This is a genomic window from Gottfriedia sp. ABJ_BB2_2 (genome assembly GCF_055484705.1).
The window spans coordinates 646,634-664,448 of record NZ_JBVFKR010000001.1; the positions used below are offsets into that span (position 1 = coordinate 646,634).

Sequence of the window (17,815 nt, forward strand, 5' to 3'; positions counted from 1 at the left end):
AATGAATCAATTAGTGATTTTTGAATTACATAGTCCACAATTGAACCGAACGAAAACAATTCGTGTATTTTTACCTTTAGACTATGATGTAAATAAAACGAAAACATATGATGTAATTTATATGCATGATGCCCAAAATCTTTTTGATCCGAAAACCTCATCGTATGGACATCATTGGAAAGTTCCAGAAACATTAAATTCACTTCAATTATCGAATCAGATAAATGGATATATTGTAGTCGGAATTGATTGTAATCTTGAAGATCAAAGTCTTAAACGACTTGATGAATACTCTCCTTGGGTCAATTCTAATTTAAGTCAATTTTTTGGAGAAGAAACATCAGCAGGCGGTGAAGGTTTTCAATATGTAGAATTCTTAGTCAAAACGGTTAAACCGTATATTGATGAACATTATCGAACAAACCCTAATAAAGAAAATACTTTAGTTGCCGGAAGCTCGATGGGAGGTATCATATCTTTAGTTGCCGGATTTTTATACCCAAACATTTTTACGAAAATCGGGGCTTTTTCAACTGCAGTGTGGTTTGCAAAGAATGAACTATTTCAATTCTTGAATGACCATTTCGAGAAAACGTCTTCAAAAATCTATTTAGATATAGGTACAAACGAAGGAAGCAACGAGGATACATCAGGTACAAATGTTTATGTTACTGATACTATTGAATTAAATGAACTCTTCATCAACTTAGGTCAATCAAAAGATGATTTAAAGCTTGTAATCGAAGAACATGCTAAACATAATGAAATTGCATGGGCGAATCGTTTCCCTACTTTTATCCTCTGGATGACAAATTAAAAAGCTGATTAGTTAACTCAGCTTTTTGTTATTTAATCCATAGATTGTATATGCTTCTTACGTAAAAAATAATAAATTGGTAATCCAATTAATGTTAATACAATTCCATAAATAGCCAACATCGTTTGAGTGAATAAAGTATTGACGACTATGAATACCCCTCCTATTATCGCTATTGTGATGACAATCGGAAAAAAAGGAACTTTGTAAGGTCTGTTTAGATCTGGTTCTCTCTTGCGTAAAATGATAACTGCAATAAATGTCATTGTGTAGAAAATCCAAATTACAAACACAAGCATATCCGTTAATATTTCAAATCCACCTAGTAACATCATAATAATTGCTACGAGTAAGATAAATAATCCTGCATTGGAAGGAGCTCCTGTTTCTGAAAGTTTACCAAACCATGAACTAAAAGGTAATTTATGTTCTTTTGCCATCACATATGGAATCCTCATTCCAGTCATCGTATATCCATTAATTGTTCCAAATACAGATATTAAAATGCCAATTGATACGACTTTCCCTCCTATTTGTCCAAACAATATTTTAGAAACCTCTGATGCTGGAGTTGTTGTTGCTGCTAGTTGATTAGCTGTCATCACCAATAGAAATGCAATATTAATTAATAAATAAACCACCATGACAGCTGATAAACCTAATACAATAGCCCTAGGTAAATCTCTTTTTGGATTTTTCATTTCACCTGCAATATTTCCAACATGAATCCAACCATCGTATGCAAACATTGTTGCTAGTAATCCTGAACCTAATGCGGTCATAAAAGATTGGTCATTTCCTGCTTCGATCGGAAATAATTGAAAATGAACAGTACCTTTGTGGAGGAAACCAAAGATAATTAAAATAATCAGTGGTATTAGCTTACAAATCGTAAAAATTGTTTGTATTCCACCTGCTGTTTTTGCTCCTAAAAAATTCATAAAAGTAATAAATGCTGCAGTTAAAATTGCTATAATAATGACTTTAAATGTATTATCATCTGCACTTAATCCGAAAATTGTCACTGCTTGTGTGCCGAAAATAATAGAAAGAGCTGCAATATTTGCTGGAAAATAGATAATTGTTAGTGCCCATCCTAATAAGAATGCAGTTAAATCTCCATATGTATGCTTTAAATACGCCATCATGCCACCCGTTTTTGGGATTGCTGCAGCTAATTCTGCCCCAGACAAACCGGCACAAATCGTAATAATTCCACCTAATAGCCATGCTAATAATCCTAAACTTGCCGAACCAGTTGAACCATAAACGGCAGTCGCTTTAAAGAATACCCCTGCTCCAATTACTGTTCCAATTACAGTAGTTAACGCTGCAAGAAAACCCATTTCTTTTTTTAAAGCTTGTTCAGTCATCTAATCCCTCTTCTCGTTTAACTACTAAAATCTTTAATTAATCTCGTTCCCAAAGAAATGCTCACAAACGCTAGATATTCTTTCTAAATCAACATTCCCACCAGAAATGATTGCAACTACTTTTTTGTCTTTTACATATCGCTCTACTTTTCCAGAGAGTAATGCAGCCGTTGCTAATGCGCCAGCTCCTTCTACTACAACTTTTCCTCGTTGAAGTAAGTCTTTCATAGCTACTTCAAGTTCATCTTCACTTACTATGACAATATCATCTACAAGTTCTTTTACAATTTCAAACGTCATTTTTCCAGGTACCTTAACTGCACACCCATCAGCAATTGTCGGTGCAACATAATGACTAATAATCTCTCCTGCATTAACAGAAGCTTTCATACCATGAACATTCTCAGCTTGGACACCGATAATTTGTATTGATGGATTAAACGATTTTAACGCTACTGCAATCCCTGCGATCATTCCTCCACCACCGATTGGAACAATAACTGTATCAACATCCCAAAGCTCGTCTAAAATTTCTAAGCCTATCGTCCCTTGACCTGCCATTACATATAAGTCATCAAATGGGTGTATGAATGTTTCTCCCGTTTTGCTTCTGATTCTTGCACACTCTTCTTTTGCGTCATCGAAGGTCTCACCGAATAAAACAATATTAGAACCGTAACCTTGTGTAGCTTCAACTTTTGCTCTTGGAGCTGTTGCCGGCATGACAATTTTACTTTTCACGTTTAATAATTTAGAGGATAAAGCAATTCCTTGAGCGTGGTTTCCTGCGGAGCAAGCAATAATACCATGTTTTTTTTCTTCTATATTCAAATTTTTAATTTTGTTATAAGCACCGCGAAATTTAAATGAACCTGTTAATTGCATGTTTTCTAATTTTAAGTACACTTCTCCACCAGTTTTGGCAGTCATATAAAAAGATTTTACTAATGGAGTCACACGTACATTATCCCTTAAAACTTCTCGTGCATTTTTAATATCTTTAATCGTTAATGATAGATTTTTTTCTGAAATTGACGACACGAAATACACCCTTTTCATCATTTCTTTTTTACCAAAAAATAGCATATATAAACAGTTTGCTTCAAAACCGGACAAACCATTCGAAACAAAAAAAGAAGGAGAACAGTTTCTCCTTCTTTTTTCAAACATATTTAATTAAGAAATTACTTCGTTTGCAGATAATTTCACTGCTAATTTTTCTAACATATCTTCAGTCATTTTATCTAAATCAAATTTTGGATCAAAGCCCCATTCTTCTTTTGCAGCAGAACAGTCAATTGAATTTGGCCAAGAGTTAGCAATACCTTGTCTAATAGGATCTACATCAAAGTCGATTGTAAAATCAGGTATTTTCTTTTGAATTGAAGCCGCAATTTCTGTTGGTTCAAATGACATAGCCGTAATATTAAAAGCATTTCGGTGCTTTAATTTTTGCGGGTCAGCTTCCATTAATTTAATAATAGCGTCTATAGCATCAGGCATATACATCATATCCATATATGTTCCTGCAGAAATAAATGATGTATACTTTTTCTGTTTTAAAGCTTCATAGTAAATATCTACAGCATAGTCAGTTGTTCCGCCACCAGGAACTGTATCATAAGATATTAATCCTGGGAATCTAACCCCACGCGTATCTACACCGAATTTTTCAAAGTAATAATCACATAGTAATTCTCCAGCTACCTTTGTTACACCATACATAGTAGTTGGACGTTGGATTGTATCTTGTGGTGTTTGGTCTTTAGGTGTACTTGGTCCGAATGCACCGATTGAACTAGGTGTAAAGAATTTTAGGCCTAATTCTCTTGATACTTCCAATGCATTCACTAAGCCACCCATATTTAAGTCCCAAGCTAATTTTGGCTTTGCTTCGGCTACTGCAGATAATAATGCAGCTAAATGGATGAATGTATCAACCTCATATTTTTTAGCAATTTCTAACATTTTATCTTGATCCATCACATCTAAGATTTCAAAATGTCCTGTTTCAGTAATCGGACTACCTTCAATACGGCGTATATCCGTTGCGATTACATTATCAATTCCGTACTCCTGTCTTAGACGGGTGGTTAATTCTGAACCAATCTGGCCTAAACAACCTGTAATTAATATCTTTTTCATTCACTTACTCCACCTTTAACTATGATAAACAACTAGTAATATTATTGTATATGTTATTGAATTACGTTTAGTTCGCGACCAACTTTTTCATAAATAGCTAATACTTCATCAAGCATTTCTTTCGTATGAGCTGCCGTTGGCATATTACGAATACGACCTGTTCCAAGTGGAACTGTCGGGAAAACAATTGATTTTGCGTAAACGCCTTCTTCATATAAACGTTTTGAGAATTTTTGAGTCAGGTTTTCATCACCGATTATACATGGAGTAATAGGTGTTTCAGAATCTCCAATATTAAAACCAAGTTTTGATAGACCTTCTTTTAAATAATTCCCATTTTCCCAAAGTTTTTCTATTGTCTCAGGCTCTTCTGACATAATTCTAATCGCTTCAATACATGCCGCAGCTGCTGCAGGTGTTAATGAAGTTGAGAATAAGAACGGACGAGCACGAACTTTTAACCAGTCAATTAATTGCTGTGACCCTGCAACATATCCACCAACAACACCTACTGCTTTTGATAGTGTACCAATTTGGAAATCAATTTTATCTGATAATCCAAAATGTTTTACTGTACCTGCTCCATTTCCCATTACACCAGAACCGTGAGCATCATCTATATATGTAATTAAACCGAATTCTTCTGCGATTTTTACGATTTCAGGAATATTTGCTACATCTCCATCCATTGAAAAAACACCATCTGCTATGTACATTACTTTTTCATATTGTCCACTTGTAGTCGCTTCTCTAGCTTTTTCACGTAAATCATCCATATCTTGGTGTTTTACTCGAATAATTTTTGCACCAGAAAGTCGGCAACCATCAATAATTGAAGCGTGATTTAATTCATCAGAAAGGATTGCATCTTTTTTACTCATTACAGCTGAAATTGCACCCATATTACAATTAAATCCTGATTGGAATGCGATTGCTGCTTCTGTTTTTTTAAACTTAGCAATTGTTTTTTCTAATTCATCATGAATATCCATCGTACCGTTTATTGTACGAACAGCACCTGCTCCAACGCCGTACTTTTCTGTTGCTTCTAATGCAGCTTTTATTAAGCGTGGTTCAGTTGCAAAGCCTAAATAATTGTTTGATGATAAGTTAATAAATGTTTTGCCTTCAATTTTAATTTTCGATTCATTAGATCCTTGAAGTGGGTTAATCTCGTTGTAGAGCCCTTTCTCTTTTAACTCTTGTAATTGTGGAGTTAAAAATGCTTCCAATGTCTTACTTGACATATTACCAGCTCCTTCATCGTAATTGATTCATTTATTTTTTAGTTTAATGGTTAGGATTAGCCTCTTTTTTGTTTATTTTATACTTAATTAATTTAAATATAAAAAAATAATGAATAAAGCGCTTATTTATTTTCCAAATTTCTGTATAACTTAAAATAAAAATCAACTTGTAAACCGTTTTCTCGAGGCGTTCCGATTACAATTATAAATCGGACAACTAACATTAGGAATACTTTTGTCTAAATTTATAAGAAATAAATTAACATTTTTTCTATTTTTAGTTTTTCATGGGTTAATCAACTGAAATTTCCGAACAATTTATATTTTATTCTGAACATTAAGATTATTAACGCATACAAAAAGCTGAACGGTTTTCCATTCAGCTTCTTTAGAAAATATTATATTAGTAAATTAAATAAAGTAGGATTATTATTAATTTCCATGAATTGAATACCATGTAAATTCATTCGTTCTAATAATGCTGCATAATCAGATTTTGCTGCTAACTCGATCCCAACTAACGCGGGACCATTATCTTTATTATTCTTCTTTGTGTATTCAAATCTAGTAATGTCATCATTTGGTCCTAACACTTGATCAAGAAATTCACGTAATGCGCCAGAACGTTGTGGGAAATTGATAATAAAGTAATGCTTCAAGCCTTCATGAATTAGTGAGCGTTCTTTAATTTCTTGTAGGCGATCAATATCATTGTTTCCTCCACTTACAATACAAACTACATTTTTTCCTTTTATTTCGTCTTTAAAAAGCTCCAACGCAGCTACAGAAAGTGCTCCTGCTGGTTCTGCAATGATTGCATTTTTATTATACAGTTCTAAAATAGTTGTGCATATTTCTCCTTCAGGCACGGCAACAACTTGATCTAGTACTTCCTTACATATTTCATAAGTCAGATACCCAACCTGCCCTACAGCTGCACCATCTACAAATTTTTCAATTGTTGGAAGTTTTACGACTTGCCCATTAGAAATTGATTCTGCCATTGACGCAGCTCCGAGTGGTTCAACACCAATGATTTTCGTTGTGGGACTAATTCCTTTTATGTAAGTACCAACACCGGCGCTTAATCCTCCGCCTCCTATTGCAACAAATAAATAGTCAACTGGTCGATCAATCTCATTTAATATTTCTACTGCCACTGTTCCTTGACCAGCAATGACATCTAAATCATCAAAAGGATGAATAAATGTCATGTTATGTTGATCACAGTAGTCTTGAGCATTTTGATTCGCTATATCAAATGTATCTCCCACTAAAATTACTTCTACAAAAGGACCACCAAAGAATTTCACTTGAGATACTTTTTGATTTGGTGTTGTTGTTGGCATAAATATTTTTGCATGTACTTGAAGATGATTACACGTATAAGCTACTCCTTGTGCATGATTCCCCGCACTTGCACAAACAACACCATTTTGTCTTTGAGCTTCGGTTAAATTACTAATTTTATAGTAGGCACCGCGAAGCTTAAATGATCGAATGATTTGTAAATCTTCTCGTTTTAAGTACACATGACTATCATATTTTTCACTAAGCATGTCACTAATCTGCAAAGGAGTTTTGTTTGTTACCTCTTTTAACGTATTGTAGGCTACTAAAATTTCTTCGATTTTGACGTTACTTTTTACTTTTTCCATTTTACTACCTTCCCTTTGCAATTTATTAGATTCAAAATTTTATATAATCTCCATTATAGTAAAAGTTAACCGAATTATAAACAGAAAATTCAATATTTTTGTTACAATTTTTTTAATAAAATATATTTAATCTTATGAAATCAATCGGAATGTTATTTTTTTAAGATGTAATATGCTATGATTCTTATATGAAAATATAAATTTATAGGTGGATATAAAAAAATGGATCATAATACTTTATTATTAATTGATGGTTTCAATTTGTTAAGTAGAGGTTATTTTGCTACATCTTATGGCAGAAGCGATGACCAGCTTTCAAAAACAAAAGATGGGGTTTATACAAACGCATTAAGAGTTTTTATTCCAAAATTATTTAGTCTCATTCGTGAACATGAAGTTAGCCATGTGGCAATTACTTGGGATGTAAAAAGAGAAGAAACTGATCGTAGAATCAAGTATGATTTTTACAAAGCAACTCGCGGAGAACTACCAACACCCCTTATTGAGCAATTTTTAACGTTAAAAACTGTATTAGAAGAAATTGGCATTGCCCAATTAGAAATGTCACCATATGAAGCAGATGACTTAATCGGTACGCTTTCTAATAATTGGAGTCAATCCATTCAAAATAAATGTTTTATTTATAGTAATGATCGTGACCTACTACAACTATTAAATGAGCATACATCTCAAATTATTGCCCAAAAAACAGGTGAAATCGTTTATTCTATCGAGCATTTTAACAATGATTATGGAATCCATCCTAAACAATGGGTTGATGTAAAAGCATTATTAGGTGACTCAAGTGATAATATTCCTGGATGTCCTGGCGTTGGTGAAAAATCGGCGATTCCATTAATTCAACAATATCGTTCTGTTGAAGAACTATATGAAAATATGGAAAACCTAGACCCTAAATTTAATCGCTACAAAAAGAAATTAATTGCAGGTAAAGATTCAACCTTTATTAGTAAGGAATTGTCAGCAATTATGATTGATATACCTCATTTCGAAAATTATACTTTTGAGGATTTAAAGTTAAGTATTAATGAAGATAACTTAACAAATAAACTTCAAGAACTAGAAATTCGTATTAGAAGATAAATAAAATATTTAAATAGTTAGTTCTCTTTTTTTCTTATTATTTATAAATACACAAAAAACCTCTAATGTTAATAAGCATTAGAGGTTTTTACAAATATTGATTATTAAACTGTAACCAATTCTTTTTCTTTTACACTTGCTTTCTTTACGATATCACGAGCAATCCAAACGCCACATGCACTAGCTTGTGCAAGACCTCGTGTTATACCCGCTCCGTCTCCACCTAAGTAAAGACCAGAAATTTCGCTCTCGAAGTGTTCATTTAATTTTGGACGAGCTGAATAGAATTTCGCTTCAACCCCATAAAATAATGTATGTTCTGAAGCAATACCAGGAGTTACATGGTTTAGGGCTTCAACCATTTCAATTAAGCTTTTCATTGTATTATAAGGTAAGACTAAACCTAAATCACCAGGTACAGCTTCTTTTAATGTTGGCTCTAAGAAACCTTCCTTAATTCTTTTTTCTGTTGAACGTCTTCCTTTTAAAATATCTCCATATTTTTGAACAATTACGCCACCATGTGAAAGCATGTTTGCTAAACGTGAAACCTCGTGCGCATATTCATTTGGTTTATCAAATGGCTCTGAGAATTGGTGAGATACTAAAAGTGCAAAGTTTGTATTCGGACTTCCTAGCTTAGGATCTTTATAAGCATGACCATTAGCTGTCATAATACCTGAGTGGTTTTCAACTACAACATGACCTGAAGGATTACTACAGAATGTTCTTACTTTTGTACCCACTGATGTATTGAATACAAATTTACCTTCATATAAATGCTTATTAATTTCTTCCATGACAATATCAGAAGTTTCAACACGTACTCCGATATCTACTTGGTTTGTCGTCATTTTTAGACGACGTTTTTTCATTACTTCTGTTAACCATTTTGATCCGTCACGACCTGGTACAATGACAACTTTCTCAGCTGAGATTTCTTCACCATTTTTTAATTTGATGCCCTTAACAATATGAGATCCATCTTCTTTTACAGTGATTAAATCTTCAACCTCTGTTTTATATTTCATATCAATTTTCGTTTTTAAGTATTCAAATATGCTCTTCAAAATCTCAAGATTTTGTTCTGTACCTAAGTGTCGAACTTGAGCACGTAATAATTTTAAGCCTGCTGCGTAACCTCGTCTTTCAATATCTCTTACTTCTTCTGTAAGTGGGTCTGTAATTGTTTCTGTTGCACCATGCTGTAAGTTAATATCATCTACATATTTAATTAAATCTACTACATCAGTAGCTGATAAGTAGTCAGTCATCCAACCACCGAATTCACTAGTAATATTAAATTTACCATCTGAGTATGCTCCTGCTCCACCAAAACCATTTGTGATTGAACATGCTGGTAAACAACCTGAAAAATCTTTTTTACCTGCCGCTGGAGGACATTTCTCTATTTTCTTTTGTAGAATTGGACAATGTCTTGCGTATATATCATGACCTTTATCAACTAATAAAATTTTTGCATTCGGCATTTTTAACGTTAATTCATAACAAGTAAATACTCCTGCTGGACCTGCGCCAACTACTATCACATCATACATATATTAATACCCCCATTTAAGGTCTGAGTTTTTTAAATTTTAAGTTAAGTTCTGATCAACCTAAAATAGAATACCATCATTATGAAACGGTTTCAAGTAAAAATACGAACATTTTTAAATTTCTACTACAAAATATTCGTTAATACACAATTTCAACACAATAATTTATCTATAATAGTAATTTTCATTAAGTTTTCATCCATTATTTGAGAAATCAAAAAAAGTATGGAATATTGATTACCCCATACTTCTTCCCTTATATTAATGCTTTTTGGAAACTTGATATTAAATCCTCTACATCCTCTAAACCAACTGAAACACGAATTAATGTATCCTTTACACCAAGTCTTTCTCTTACATCCCTTGGAATTGCTGCATGAGACATCTTTACTGGATAAGAAACAATCGTTTCTACACCGCCTAGAGACACTGCTACTGCTACATTTTCTACATTTTTTAAAAAACGAATTGTTTGATCAACTGTTTTTAATGTAAATGACAATACCGCTCCTCCGCCACTTGCTTGCTCAAAATGTATATCGTGTCCCGGATGATCTTTCAGTCCTGGATAGTACACCTCTTCCACACATTCATTTGATATTAACCAATTTGCTAATTTTTGTGCAGTTTGTTCATATACATCCATCCGAACTTTTAATGTTTTCAGACCTCTTAATGTTAGCCAACAATCTTGTGGACCTAAGACTGCTCCAAATGAATTTTGAATAGTGTATAAATCCCTTGCTAATTCTTCAGAGTTCACAACTGCTAGACCACCAATTACATCGCTATGTCCTGCGATAAATTTAGTCGCACTATGAACGACGATATCCGCACCCAAGTCTAATGGTTTTTGAAAATAAGGCGACAGAAAACTATTATCTACAATGACAATTACATCATTTCTTTTCGCAATCTTAATTGCTTCTTTTAAATCTGTAATTTTCAATAAAGGGTTTGAAGGCGTTTCTAAATATAGCCCTTTTGTATTTGGCCTGATTGCTGTTTCGATTTCACTTGTATCTGATGCATCTACAAATGTAAACTCAATGCCAAATCGATTGAATACCTTAGTGGCAATCCGAAACGTTCCTCCGTAGACATCTTCACAAATAACGATATGATCTCCAGCTGAAAATAGAGAGAGAACTGAGGAAATGGCTGCCATACCTGATGAAAAAGCAAAACCTCTAACGCCGTTTTCTAATTGAGCTATCGTATTTTCTAAAGCTTCTCTCGTCGGATTTCCACTTCTTGCATAATCATATTTACCTAAATTTTCAATATTGGGTTGATGAAAAGTTGATGCTTGATAAATTGGAATACTTAATGCACCAGTATAAGGGTCAACTTCATTACCATTATGAATTAATTTCGTACCAAATTTCATACTCATCAACCTAATGCATTCTCTAAATCAATTAGTAAATCATCTATATGTTCTATACCAACAGATAATCTTAATGTATGGTCATCTAGACCAAGCTTTCTTTTAAAATCCTCAGGCATTTCTGAATGAGTTTGTGTATGCGGGTAGGTAATTAGAGACTCAACCCCACCTAAACTTTCGGCAAATGTAATAACTTTTACACTACTAAGTACTTTCTCTACAATACTTACATTTTTTACTTTAAATGAAATCATCGCGCCAAATCCGCTTGCTTGTTCTTTAATAATTGAGTAGCCTTTATGGTTTGGAAGTCCTACGTAAAATACGTCAGTTACATTTGGATGATTTTCTAGAAACTCAGCAAGGATCATCGCATTTCTTTGACAATATTCCATTCGTACATGTAATGTTTTAATTCCTCTTAAGATTAACCATGAATCGAATGGTGCTAAAGTTGCGCCAGTAGATTTTTGGTAAAAGCGGATTTTTTCATTTGTTTTCTCAGAATTCGTCACTACAAACCCTGCTAATGTATCATTATGGCCACCTAAATATTTCGTACCACTATGAACAACAATATCTGCTCCTAATTCAATCGGTCTAAAGAAATATGGCGTTAAAAAAGTATTATCAACGATGACAACGATATTTCTTTCTTTTGCAATTTCTACAACTCGTTTTAAATCAGTTACTTTCATCATTGGATTTGATGGCGTTTCAATAAAAATACCTTTTGTGTTTTCTTTAATAGTGTCTAGAATATTATCAATTTCTGTTGTATCAACAAAATTATGCTCAATACCATAAGGCGAATAAATTTCTTCGAATAATCGATATGTACCACCATATAAGTCATCTGAAACAATTACGTGATCGCCTTTTTTAAACAAACTAAGAACTGCAGTGACAGCAGCGTTCCCTGTAGAAAATGCTACCCCAAATTCTGCATTTTCTAATTTTGCTACAGTATTTTCAACTTCTTCTCTTGTAGGGTTTTGTAAACGAGCATAATCATAACCCGTTGATTGATGAAGTCCCTCATGTTTAAAAGTTGCTGATTGATAAATTGGGTAACTGATTGCACCTGTTAATGGATCATATCCTTTACTACCATGAACAGCAACTGTCTCAATTGATTTTTGTTTCGATTTTGAAACCACATTCGTATTTGTCATATTGTAATCCTCCATTTATCAAAATAAAAAAACCACTTCCTAAAAAATAAGAAGTGGTTATGTCTCAAAATAAACATATCGTCCTTATCTTCCAGGTTTACACCTGCAGGATTTAGCACTTTCTAGTATAAAACTAGAGTTGCCGGGTTTCGTCGGGCCAGTCCCTCCACCACTCTTGATAAGATTATTTAATTTTATAATTACAAGTATATTAATAAATCTGAAAATTATCAATCATTATTTGAATTTTTTATTTTTTAATACATTATTACCTATTTATTTCCATTCATCTGGCATTAAGCTCTGATAAAGCATACTTTGATATCGGTCATCGATTAATAATAATGTACCTTCATCATTTTCAGTACGGATGACACGTCCACCTGCTTGCATTACTTTATTCATCCCAGGAAACACATATGAATAATAATAACCGTTTTTACCAACTTCATTAAAATGATCTCTTAAAATATTTCTTTCTAAACAAAGCTGTGGCAAACCTACACCAACAACTACTACCCCATTTAAACGATCACCTTTTAAATCAATACCTTCAGAAAATATTCCGCCAAGAACAGCAAAACCCACAAGCGTTTCTGCATTATTTTGATCAAATTTAAGCAAAAAATCTTCTCTTTCCTCTTCTGTCATCCCATTTTCTTGAACAATTATGTCTATTTCTCCATACCTCTCAGTAAACAATTCAACACTTTGGCTCAAATATTGATAGGATGGAAAAAATACTAAATAATTGCCTTTTTTAGCTCTAATATTTTCATATATAGATGAAACTAATTCGTCTAATGTTTTAGAACGATCAGTAAATCTGGTTGATATCGGATTTACTTCGACCTTTAACTGTTCTTTTAAAAATGGTGAATCTATTTTAATGGTATAGTCGCGTTCAATATCACCAAGCATATCTTGAAAATATTGAAGAGGTGTTAATGTTGCTGAAAAATAAATTGTAGAATGAAATTTTTTAATCACATCATTTACGATTGTTGATGGATCAATGCAAAATAATTTCATATGAACTTCACTTTTATACATTTCTAAATACGAAACATATTTTTCATCATAATAACTAGCAATCTTTACAAAATTTTGGGATTCAAAATATGTATCTAATAGCAATTGCTTACGTTCTGAATCCTCTTCGTCTGGTAGACTTAATTCGGCGACTTCTACAAACTCCCTTACCAAATCCACAAATTCTTCATCTAATTTACCCCAGACTGGCATTTTTTGATCTTGCCATTTTTTTCGGAGAGTAATGAAATATTGATTGATTTGACTAACGCTCTCAACTATTGAGTTATTTATTCCTTTATAATGTCTTTTTAATTCTAGAAATTTTGATTTATATAAACTCGAAGAATACATTTCTCTAGCACGATCAACAAGATTATGCGCCTCATCTATTAATAAAACTGAATTTCGCTTATGTTCATCAAATAATCTTTTTAGTGATACTCTTGGATCAAAAATATAATTCACATCACAAATAATTGCATCTGCTGTATTTGTTAAATCTAGTGAATATTCAAAAGGACATACTGTATGCTTTTTAGCATATGCTTCGATTTTCTCTCGACTTAGCAATTTTTCATTAGATAAAATATCTAGCACTGCTTCATTGATTCGATCGTAATAGCCATTTGCAAACTCACAATAATCTTTCTCACAAATTGTTTCTTCTTTGAAACAAATTTTATCTTTTGCAGTTAGGGTTGTACATGACATGCACAAACCTTGTTCTGTCATTCGTCCAAATGCTTCTTCCGCAACCGTACGAGTAATTGTTTTAGATGTTAAATAAAATAAGCGATTCGTTGTAGCTTCACCAATTGATTTCACCGTTGGAAAAATAGTTGAAACTGTTTTTCCAATTCCTGTTGGAGCGACCGCAAATAAATTATTTCCATCTTGAATTGATTGATAAACGGCTCCTGCTAACTTTCTTTGCCCATTTCTAAAAGATGGAAATGGAAATTTCAATTCTTTTATTGAATCGTTCCGATTTTGGATGTGATCATACTTCCATTTAGCAAACGGGTAATAAATTTTGATCACATTTTGAACGAACTCGTACAATTCTTGCTGGGTAAAAGCTAATAAAAACCTCTTTTTCTCTTCAGTATGAATATTTACATATGTTAGTTGTATCGATATTTGTTCAAGGTTTAATTCTTCACAAATTAAATAACCGTAAACTTTCGCTTGAGCCCAATGAACAGGATAAGAATTTTCATTATATTTGTTAACATCTTTTACAGTAGATTTAATTTCTTCTATTATATATTTTTCATCCCTAAATAAGAGACCATCACAACGACCTTCTATTTGAAACTCAAATTCTTCATATTTAATTGTTCCCGAAGTTGTTCTTTCTTTACAATCTGATTCATTATATAAATTTTGAATTTTTTGATGTGCTTTTGTGCCTTCTACTAATGAAACAGTATTTTGATACCCTACATCAATACTTCCGCTTTTATGAGCATACTCAACTAGCGAACGTACAGATACTTTTATCATATTTTCCATTCAGAGTACACTCCTTTTGTATTATATTTTACCATAAATGGTGATCATATGTTCGGTCTATAAAAAAAACAATTTAGAAAAGAGACTTAAGAAATGGCAATGAAAAAGACTGCCATTTTTAGACAGTCTCATTCTAATCATACTTCATATTAAATTCATATCTCGTCAGTAAGGATTCGCTTATGTTTTTCATTAATTATTTTTTTGTTCAATATTCTAACTTCGCCAACCATTAGTAATCTCATATCTTCAACAATATACTTTGCTAGCTCTTCGTCAGAAATGTCATTTTCTTTAATATCAAGACGAAAATCCTGGCCTTGTAATCCACCACCGTTTGTAAAATCGATTTCAAAGTCGAATTGGACTCTTTTATCCATTTTTGATCCACCTTATTTAGATTTTTGTTGATTATTATATTCATATTCTAGTTAAATGAAACAATGACCTTGTGAACTACCTTACATGTGTCTTATCCTATTAAATCATGTGTAAATTTAAAAAAAGAATACTAGTTTGGAATAAATACTTCAACCTCATTTGATAATATAGAAGTATCCAATGGATGCCCAAAGTAAGTTTTCCGATCAAATAACATATCAAACTGGTAAGCTATTGGATCACCTGCATATAAAATAATATCGTAATTCTATTATTCTTTTTTCAGTCAATTAGTCCTTTTAATAAAATAGAGGTTTATCAAATGATTACCAGCTATTTTTTACAAATTAAATTCAGTTGTCCTTTAAAGGAAAATAGAAAAATCACTAATCCCAGCATATGGGATTGCATTCTTTATATTGTTCTCTAATTCATACAAGGTATATTTCTGCCATTCTTTTAAATTATTCTTATTCCAAATCTCTATGAATAATTTATATAAAAATATCTCTCGCAGCTTCAAGAAAATAGGAATTTGTTTAATCATATCATCATGAATTCGATTTTCTTCTCTATATCCCGCCAATAAATGGGACATGAACATCAAAGGAAATGTGTCTTTATAGCCATTGTAAGAGTTATTTTGCCAATTAGCGTGATAGAATAGTGCCGCAATATCCTGTGCGAACCAATTAAATGAGCATTCATCAAAGTCAATCGTAGTTAAAATACCTGCACTATTGATAATTAAGTTGCCTTGGTGGAAATCATTATGAATTATTCCAAATGTATCTCGAGAAATTTCATATGGAAATAGACTTTCCATTAATTTGTCGTAAATCTCTCTTATCCATGGACTTAAACTTTCTCTAATACTAAATACATCTGGATTTTCGACTGTCCATACCGGTCGATCTATGTCATCTACTTTGAACTCTTTAGATAAAGCATGCATTCTTCCCAAAATCCTACCCATTTGTTCAAATATTTTTACATTCCAGTGAAATTGGTTTGTCACATCAATGTTGTCACCCTTAACATAGTCAAAGTATGCTCTGACCCTATTATCTTCAGTATCTAAAAACATTCCTGGCTTCGCTACAGGAACTCCTTGTTCATATAAGAAATACATCCATTTCAACTCTTGCATAACCATTTTCTTTGTTTTCTTAATATCAGAAATTCTTACTACTTCACTTTTTTTCTCTATATAAAACACATCGTTATGAAATCCCCCGTTTAGTCTAATACGAATTTCTTCCATCCTATATACCTCCTTACACTCCACTTTTCAACTCACATTTTGTACTATATATGGATTGGTTTCAAAAGAAAATCCATAGCTATCCCTGTATAGGCAGCTTCATATTCCGATTTCCAGTTCCAAAACCTAAAGCAATTGCTGCACCTATACAGCAAAAAAGGCAACCTGCAAACAAATACACTGATGGATTAGACTCACCAATTACAACCGAGGCCACTCCACCAATTGCAGGGAAAAGGGCGACCATATAGCCACTTTGAGCTCCTCCAATTTTTTCTACTAGCTTCAAATAGAATAACCATGCAGCAAAAGAAGCAACCAGAGTTAAATATAGCAATGCAGATAAGTACGTAACAGATGTTGGAATTACAATTTCTTGTCCTTTAAACAATACGATTGCCGCCATCAATAAACTACCAACTGTGAATCCAATAGCATTTGCATAGATTGGATCGACCTTTCGATTTGCGTTCCTTGCCGAGCTGGCGTCACCAACCGCTGTTAGGAGAGTACCTATGACAGCGAACATAATTCCTTTTATGTCATGGAACCCTTGAAAGTTTTCCAATGTCGGATATATGAGAATACATACTCCCACTACACCTAGAATTCCTCCAATTAGAACACGGGAATGTAATTTTTCTTTTAAAAAAATTCGAAGAGCAATCGGGGTTACAATCACTTTTAACGAAAATACCAATGTTACGATTGCTGCAGAACTTAATATTGTAGCGTAATAAAGGCACAGATAGCTTAAAGCAAAGTTACATATACCAAACACTAAAACAAACGGGATGTCTTCTCTTTTCGGTCTCCCTTTTGGGCGGATGAACCAAACAAGAAGTAAAAATAAAAATGCTGTGATAACTAGTCGAAAAGTCAAGGATAATTCCAAGCTTACTGGAGTACCTTGAATTTTTACCGCAATAAAATTAAGTCCCCATACAATCAAACAAAAAATATACATAAACTTTGTCATTAACATTACCTCTTCCTACTGCGCCTCAGAAATTGTAAAATCAAACTTATTTATTTCAAAGATTCTCGATTTAATTCTTTTAATAAATTACTTTATAGTTCAGTAAAAAAGCGACCTTCTTTTGAAGTATCGCTTTAGTTTCACTAGAATAATTCAAGAAAATAATTGAAATT

At 32.8% G+C, this 17,815-nt stretch carries 14 protein-coding genes and 1 riboswitch; of the genes, 2 read left to right on the forward strand and 12 right to left on the reverse strand.

Translation table 11 applies throughout. From position 1 onward, the window contains the following. Position 1: 1 nt before the first annotated feature. Positions 2-817: an alpha/beta hydrolase gene (locus tag ACX6U0_RS03420; RefSeq protein WP_464958595.1), complete on the forward strand. Its 816-nt coding sequence runs from the start codon at positions 2-4 to the stop codon at positions 815-817. Between the two features lie 32 nt (positions 818-849). Here the strand turns inward: ACX6U0_RS03420 and ACX6U0_RS03425 are convergent, their stop codons facing one another. The 5 genes from ACX6U0_RS03425 to ilvA form a co-directional block, all read right to left on the reverse strand. Then, positions 850-2,190, reverse strand: coding sequence for an APC family permease (locus tag ACX6U0_RS03425; protein ID WP_464958596.1), 1,341 nt, complete (start codon positions 2,188-2,190; stop codon positions 850-852). Between the two features lie 33 nt (positions 2,191-2,223). Then, on the reverse strand, positions 2,224-3,222 hold the full coding sequence (gene tdcB, locus ACX6U0_RS03430) for a bifunctional threonine ammonia-lyase/L-serine ammonia-lyase TdcB (RefSeq protein ID WP_464958872.1): 999 nt from the start codon (positions 3,220-3,222) through the stop codon (positions 2,224-2,226). Between the two features lie 144 nt (positions 3,223-3,366). Further along, the gene (locus tag ACX6U0_RS03435; protein ID WP_464958597.1) at positions 3,367-4,335 is read right to left on the reverse strand and encodes an L-threonine 3-dehydrogenase; all 969 of its coding nucleotides are present in this window, start codon (positions 4,333-4,335) and stop codon (positions 3,367-3,369) included. A 53-nt stretch (positions 4,336-4,388) separates the two neighbouring features. Continuing rightward, a complete protein-coding gene (locus tag ACX6U0_RS03440) occupies positions 4,389-5,582 on the reverse strand; it encodes a glycine C-acetyltransferase (protein WP_464958598.1) in 1,194 nt (397 codons plus the stop codon). A 398-nt stretch (positions 5,583-5,980) separates the two neighbouring features. Further along, positions 5,981-7,240, reverse strand: a complete 1,260-nt coding sequence (gene ilvA / locus ACX6U0_RS03445; RefSeq protein ID WP_464958599.1) for a threonine ammonia-lyase IlvA — start codon at positions 7,238-7,240, stop codon at positions 5,981-5,983. Positions 7,241-7,462: 222 nt separating this feature from the next. On the opposite strand from ilvA, the gene ACX6U0_RS03450 reads away from it, so the two are divergent. Continuing rightward, positions 7,463-8,344, forward strand: coding sequence for a 5'-3' exonuclease (locus tag ACX6U0_RS03450; protein WP_464958600.1), 882 nt, complete (start codon positions 7,463-7,465; stop codon positions 8,342-8,344). A gap of 104 nt (positions 8,345-8,448) precedes the next feature. Here the strand turns inward: ACX6U0_RS03450 and ACX6U0_RS03455 are convergent, their stop codons facing one another. The 7 genes from ACX6U0_RS03455 to ACX6U0_RS03485 form a co-directional block, all read right to left on the reverse strand. Beyond that, a complete protein-coding gene (locus ACX6U0_RS03455) occupies positions 8,449-9,903 on the reverse strand; it encodes an NAD(P)/FAD-dependent oxidoreductase (protein ID WP_464958601.1) in 1,455 nt (484 codons plus the stop codon). A 256-nt stretch (positions 9,904-10,159) separates the two neighbouring features. Then, a complete protein-coding gene (locus ACX6U0_RS03460) occupies positions 10,160-11,293 on the reverse strand; it encodes a trans-sulfuration enzyme family protein (protein ID WP_464958602.1) in 1,134 nt (377 codons plus the stop codon). A 5-nt stretch (positions 11,294-11,298) separates the two neighbouring features. Then, positions 11,299-12,468 (reverse strand): trans-sulfuration enzyme family protein, encoded by a 1,170-nt coding sequence (locus tag ACX6U0_RS03465; protein WP_464958603.1) that lies wholly within the window; start codon positions 12,466-12,468, stop codon positions 11,299-11,301. Positions 12,469-12,549: 81 nt separating this feature from the next. Then, a riboswitch (SAM riboswitch) is annotated at positions 12,550-12,653 on the reverse strand. A 91-nt stretch (positions 12,654-12,744) separates the two neighbouring features. Next, complete coding sequence (locus tag ACX6U0_RS03470) at positions 12,745-15,018, reverse strand: ATP-dependent DNA helicase (RefSeq protein ID WP_464958604.1); 2,274 nt, start codon at positions 15,016-15,018, stop codon at positions 12,745-12,747. Between the two features lie 155 nt (positions 15,019-15,173). Next, complete coding sequence (locus ACX6U0_RS03475; protein ID WP_464958605.1) at positions 15,174-15,398, reverse strand: cyclase; 225 nt, start codon at positions 15,396-15,398, stop codon at positions 15,174-15,176. A gap of 365 nt (positions 15,399-15,763) precedes the next feature. Continuing rightward, positions 15,764-16,663 carry a phosphotransferase enzyme family protein gene (locus ACX6U0_RS03480; protein WP_464958606.1) on the reverse strand — a complete coding sequence of 300 codons (900 nt, stop codon included), beginning with the start codon at positions 16,661-16,663 and terminating at the stop codon, positions 15,764-15,766. A 79-nt stretch (positions 16,664-16,742) separates the two neighbouring features. Next, on the reverse strand, positions 16,743-17,642 hold the full coding sequence (locus ACX6U0_RS03485; protein ID WP_464958607.1) for a DMT family transporter: 900 nt from the start codon (positions 17,640-17,642) through the stop codon (positions 16,743-16,745). Positions 17,643-17,815: the final 173 nt, after the last annotated feature.

Excerpts from the sequence above, each read along its gene's own strand:
- ilvA (WP_464958599.1), bottom strand. The coding sequence starts at position 7,240 with ATGGAAAAAGTAAAAAGTAACGTCAAAATCGAAGAAATTTTAGTAGCC.
- ACX6U0_RS03470 (WP_464958604.1), bottom strand. The coding sequence starts at position 15,018 with ATGGAAAATATGATAAAAGTATCTGTACGTTCGCTAGTTGAGTATGCT.
- ACX6U0_RS03480 (WP_464958606.1), bottom strand. The coding sequence starts at position 16,663 with ATGGAAGAAATTCGTATTAGACTAAACGGGGGATTTCATAACGATGTG.
- ACX6U0_RS03425 (WP_464958596.1), bottom strand. The coding sequence starts at position 2,190 with ATGACTGAACAAGCTTTAAAAAAAGAAATGGGTTTTCTTGCAGCGTTA.
- ACX6U0_RS03455 (WP_464958601.1), bottom strand. The coding sequence starts at position 9,903 with ATGTATGATGTGATAGTAGTTGGCGCAGGTCCAGCAGGAGTATTTACT.
- ACX6U0_RS03485 (WP_464958607.1), bottom strand. The coding sequence starts at position 17,642 with ATGACAAAGTTTATGTATATTTTTTGTTTGATTGTATGGGGACTTAAT.
- ACX6U0_RS03465 (WP_464958603.1), bottom strand. The coding sequence starts at position 12,468 with ATGACAAATACGAATGTGGTTTCAAAATCGAAACAAAAATCAATTGAG.
- ACX6U0_RS03420 (WP_464958595.1), top strand. The coding sequence starts at position 2 with ATGAATCAATTAGTGATTTTTGAATTACATAGTCCACAATTGAACCGA.
- ACX6U0_RS03440 (WP_464958598.1), bottom strand. The coding sequence starts at position 5,582 with ATGTCAAGTAAGACATTGGAAGCATTTTTAACTCCACAATTACAAGAG.
- ACX6U0_RS03435 (WP_464958597.1), bottom strand. The coding sequence starts at position 4,335 with ATGAAAAAGATATTAATTACAGGTTGTTTAGGCCAGATTGGTTCAGAA.
- ACX6U0_RS03460 (WP_464958602.1), bottom strand. The coding sequence starts at position 11,293 with ATGAAATTTGGTACGAAATTAATTCATAATGGTAATGAAGTTGACCCT.
- ACX6U0_RS03450 (WP_464958600.1), top strand. The coding sequence starts at position 7,463 with ATGGATCATAATACTTTATTATTAATTGATGGTTTCAATTTGTTAAGT.
- ACX6U0_RS03475 (WP_464958605.1), bottom strand. The coding sequence starts at position 15,398 with ATGGATAAAAGAGTCCAATTCGACTTTGAAATCGATTTTACAAACGGT.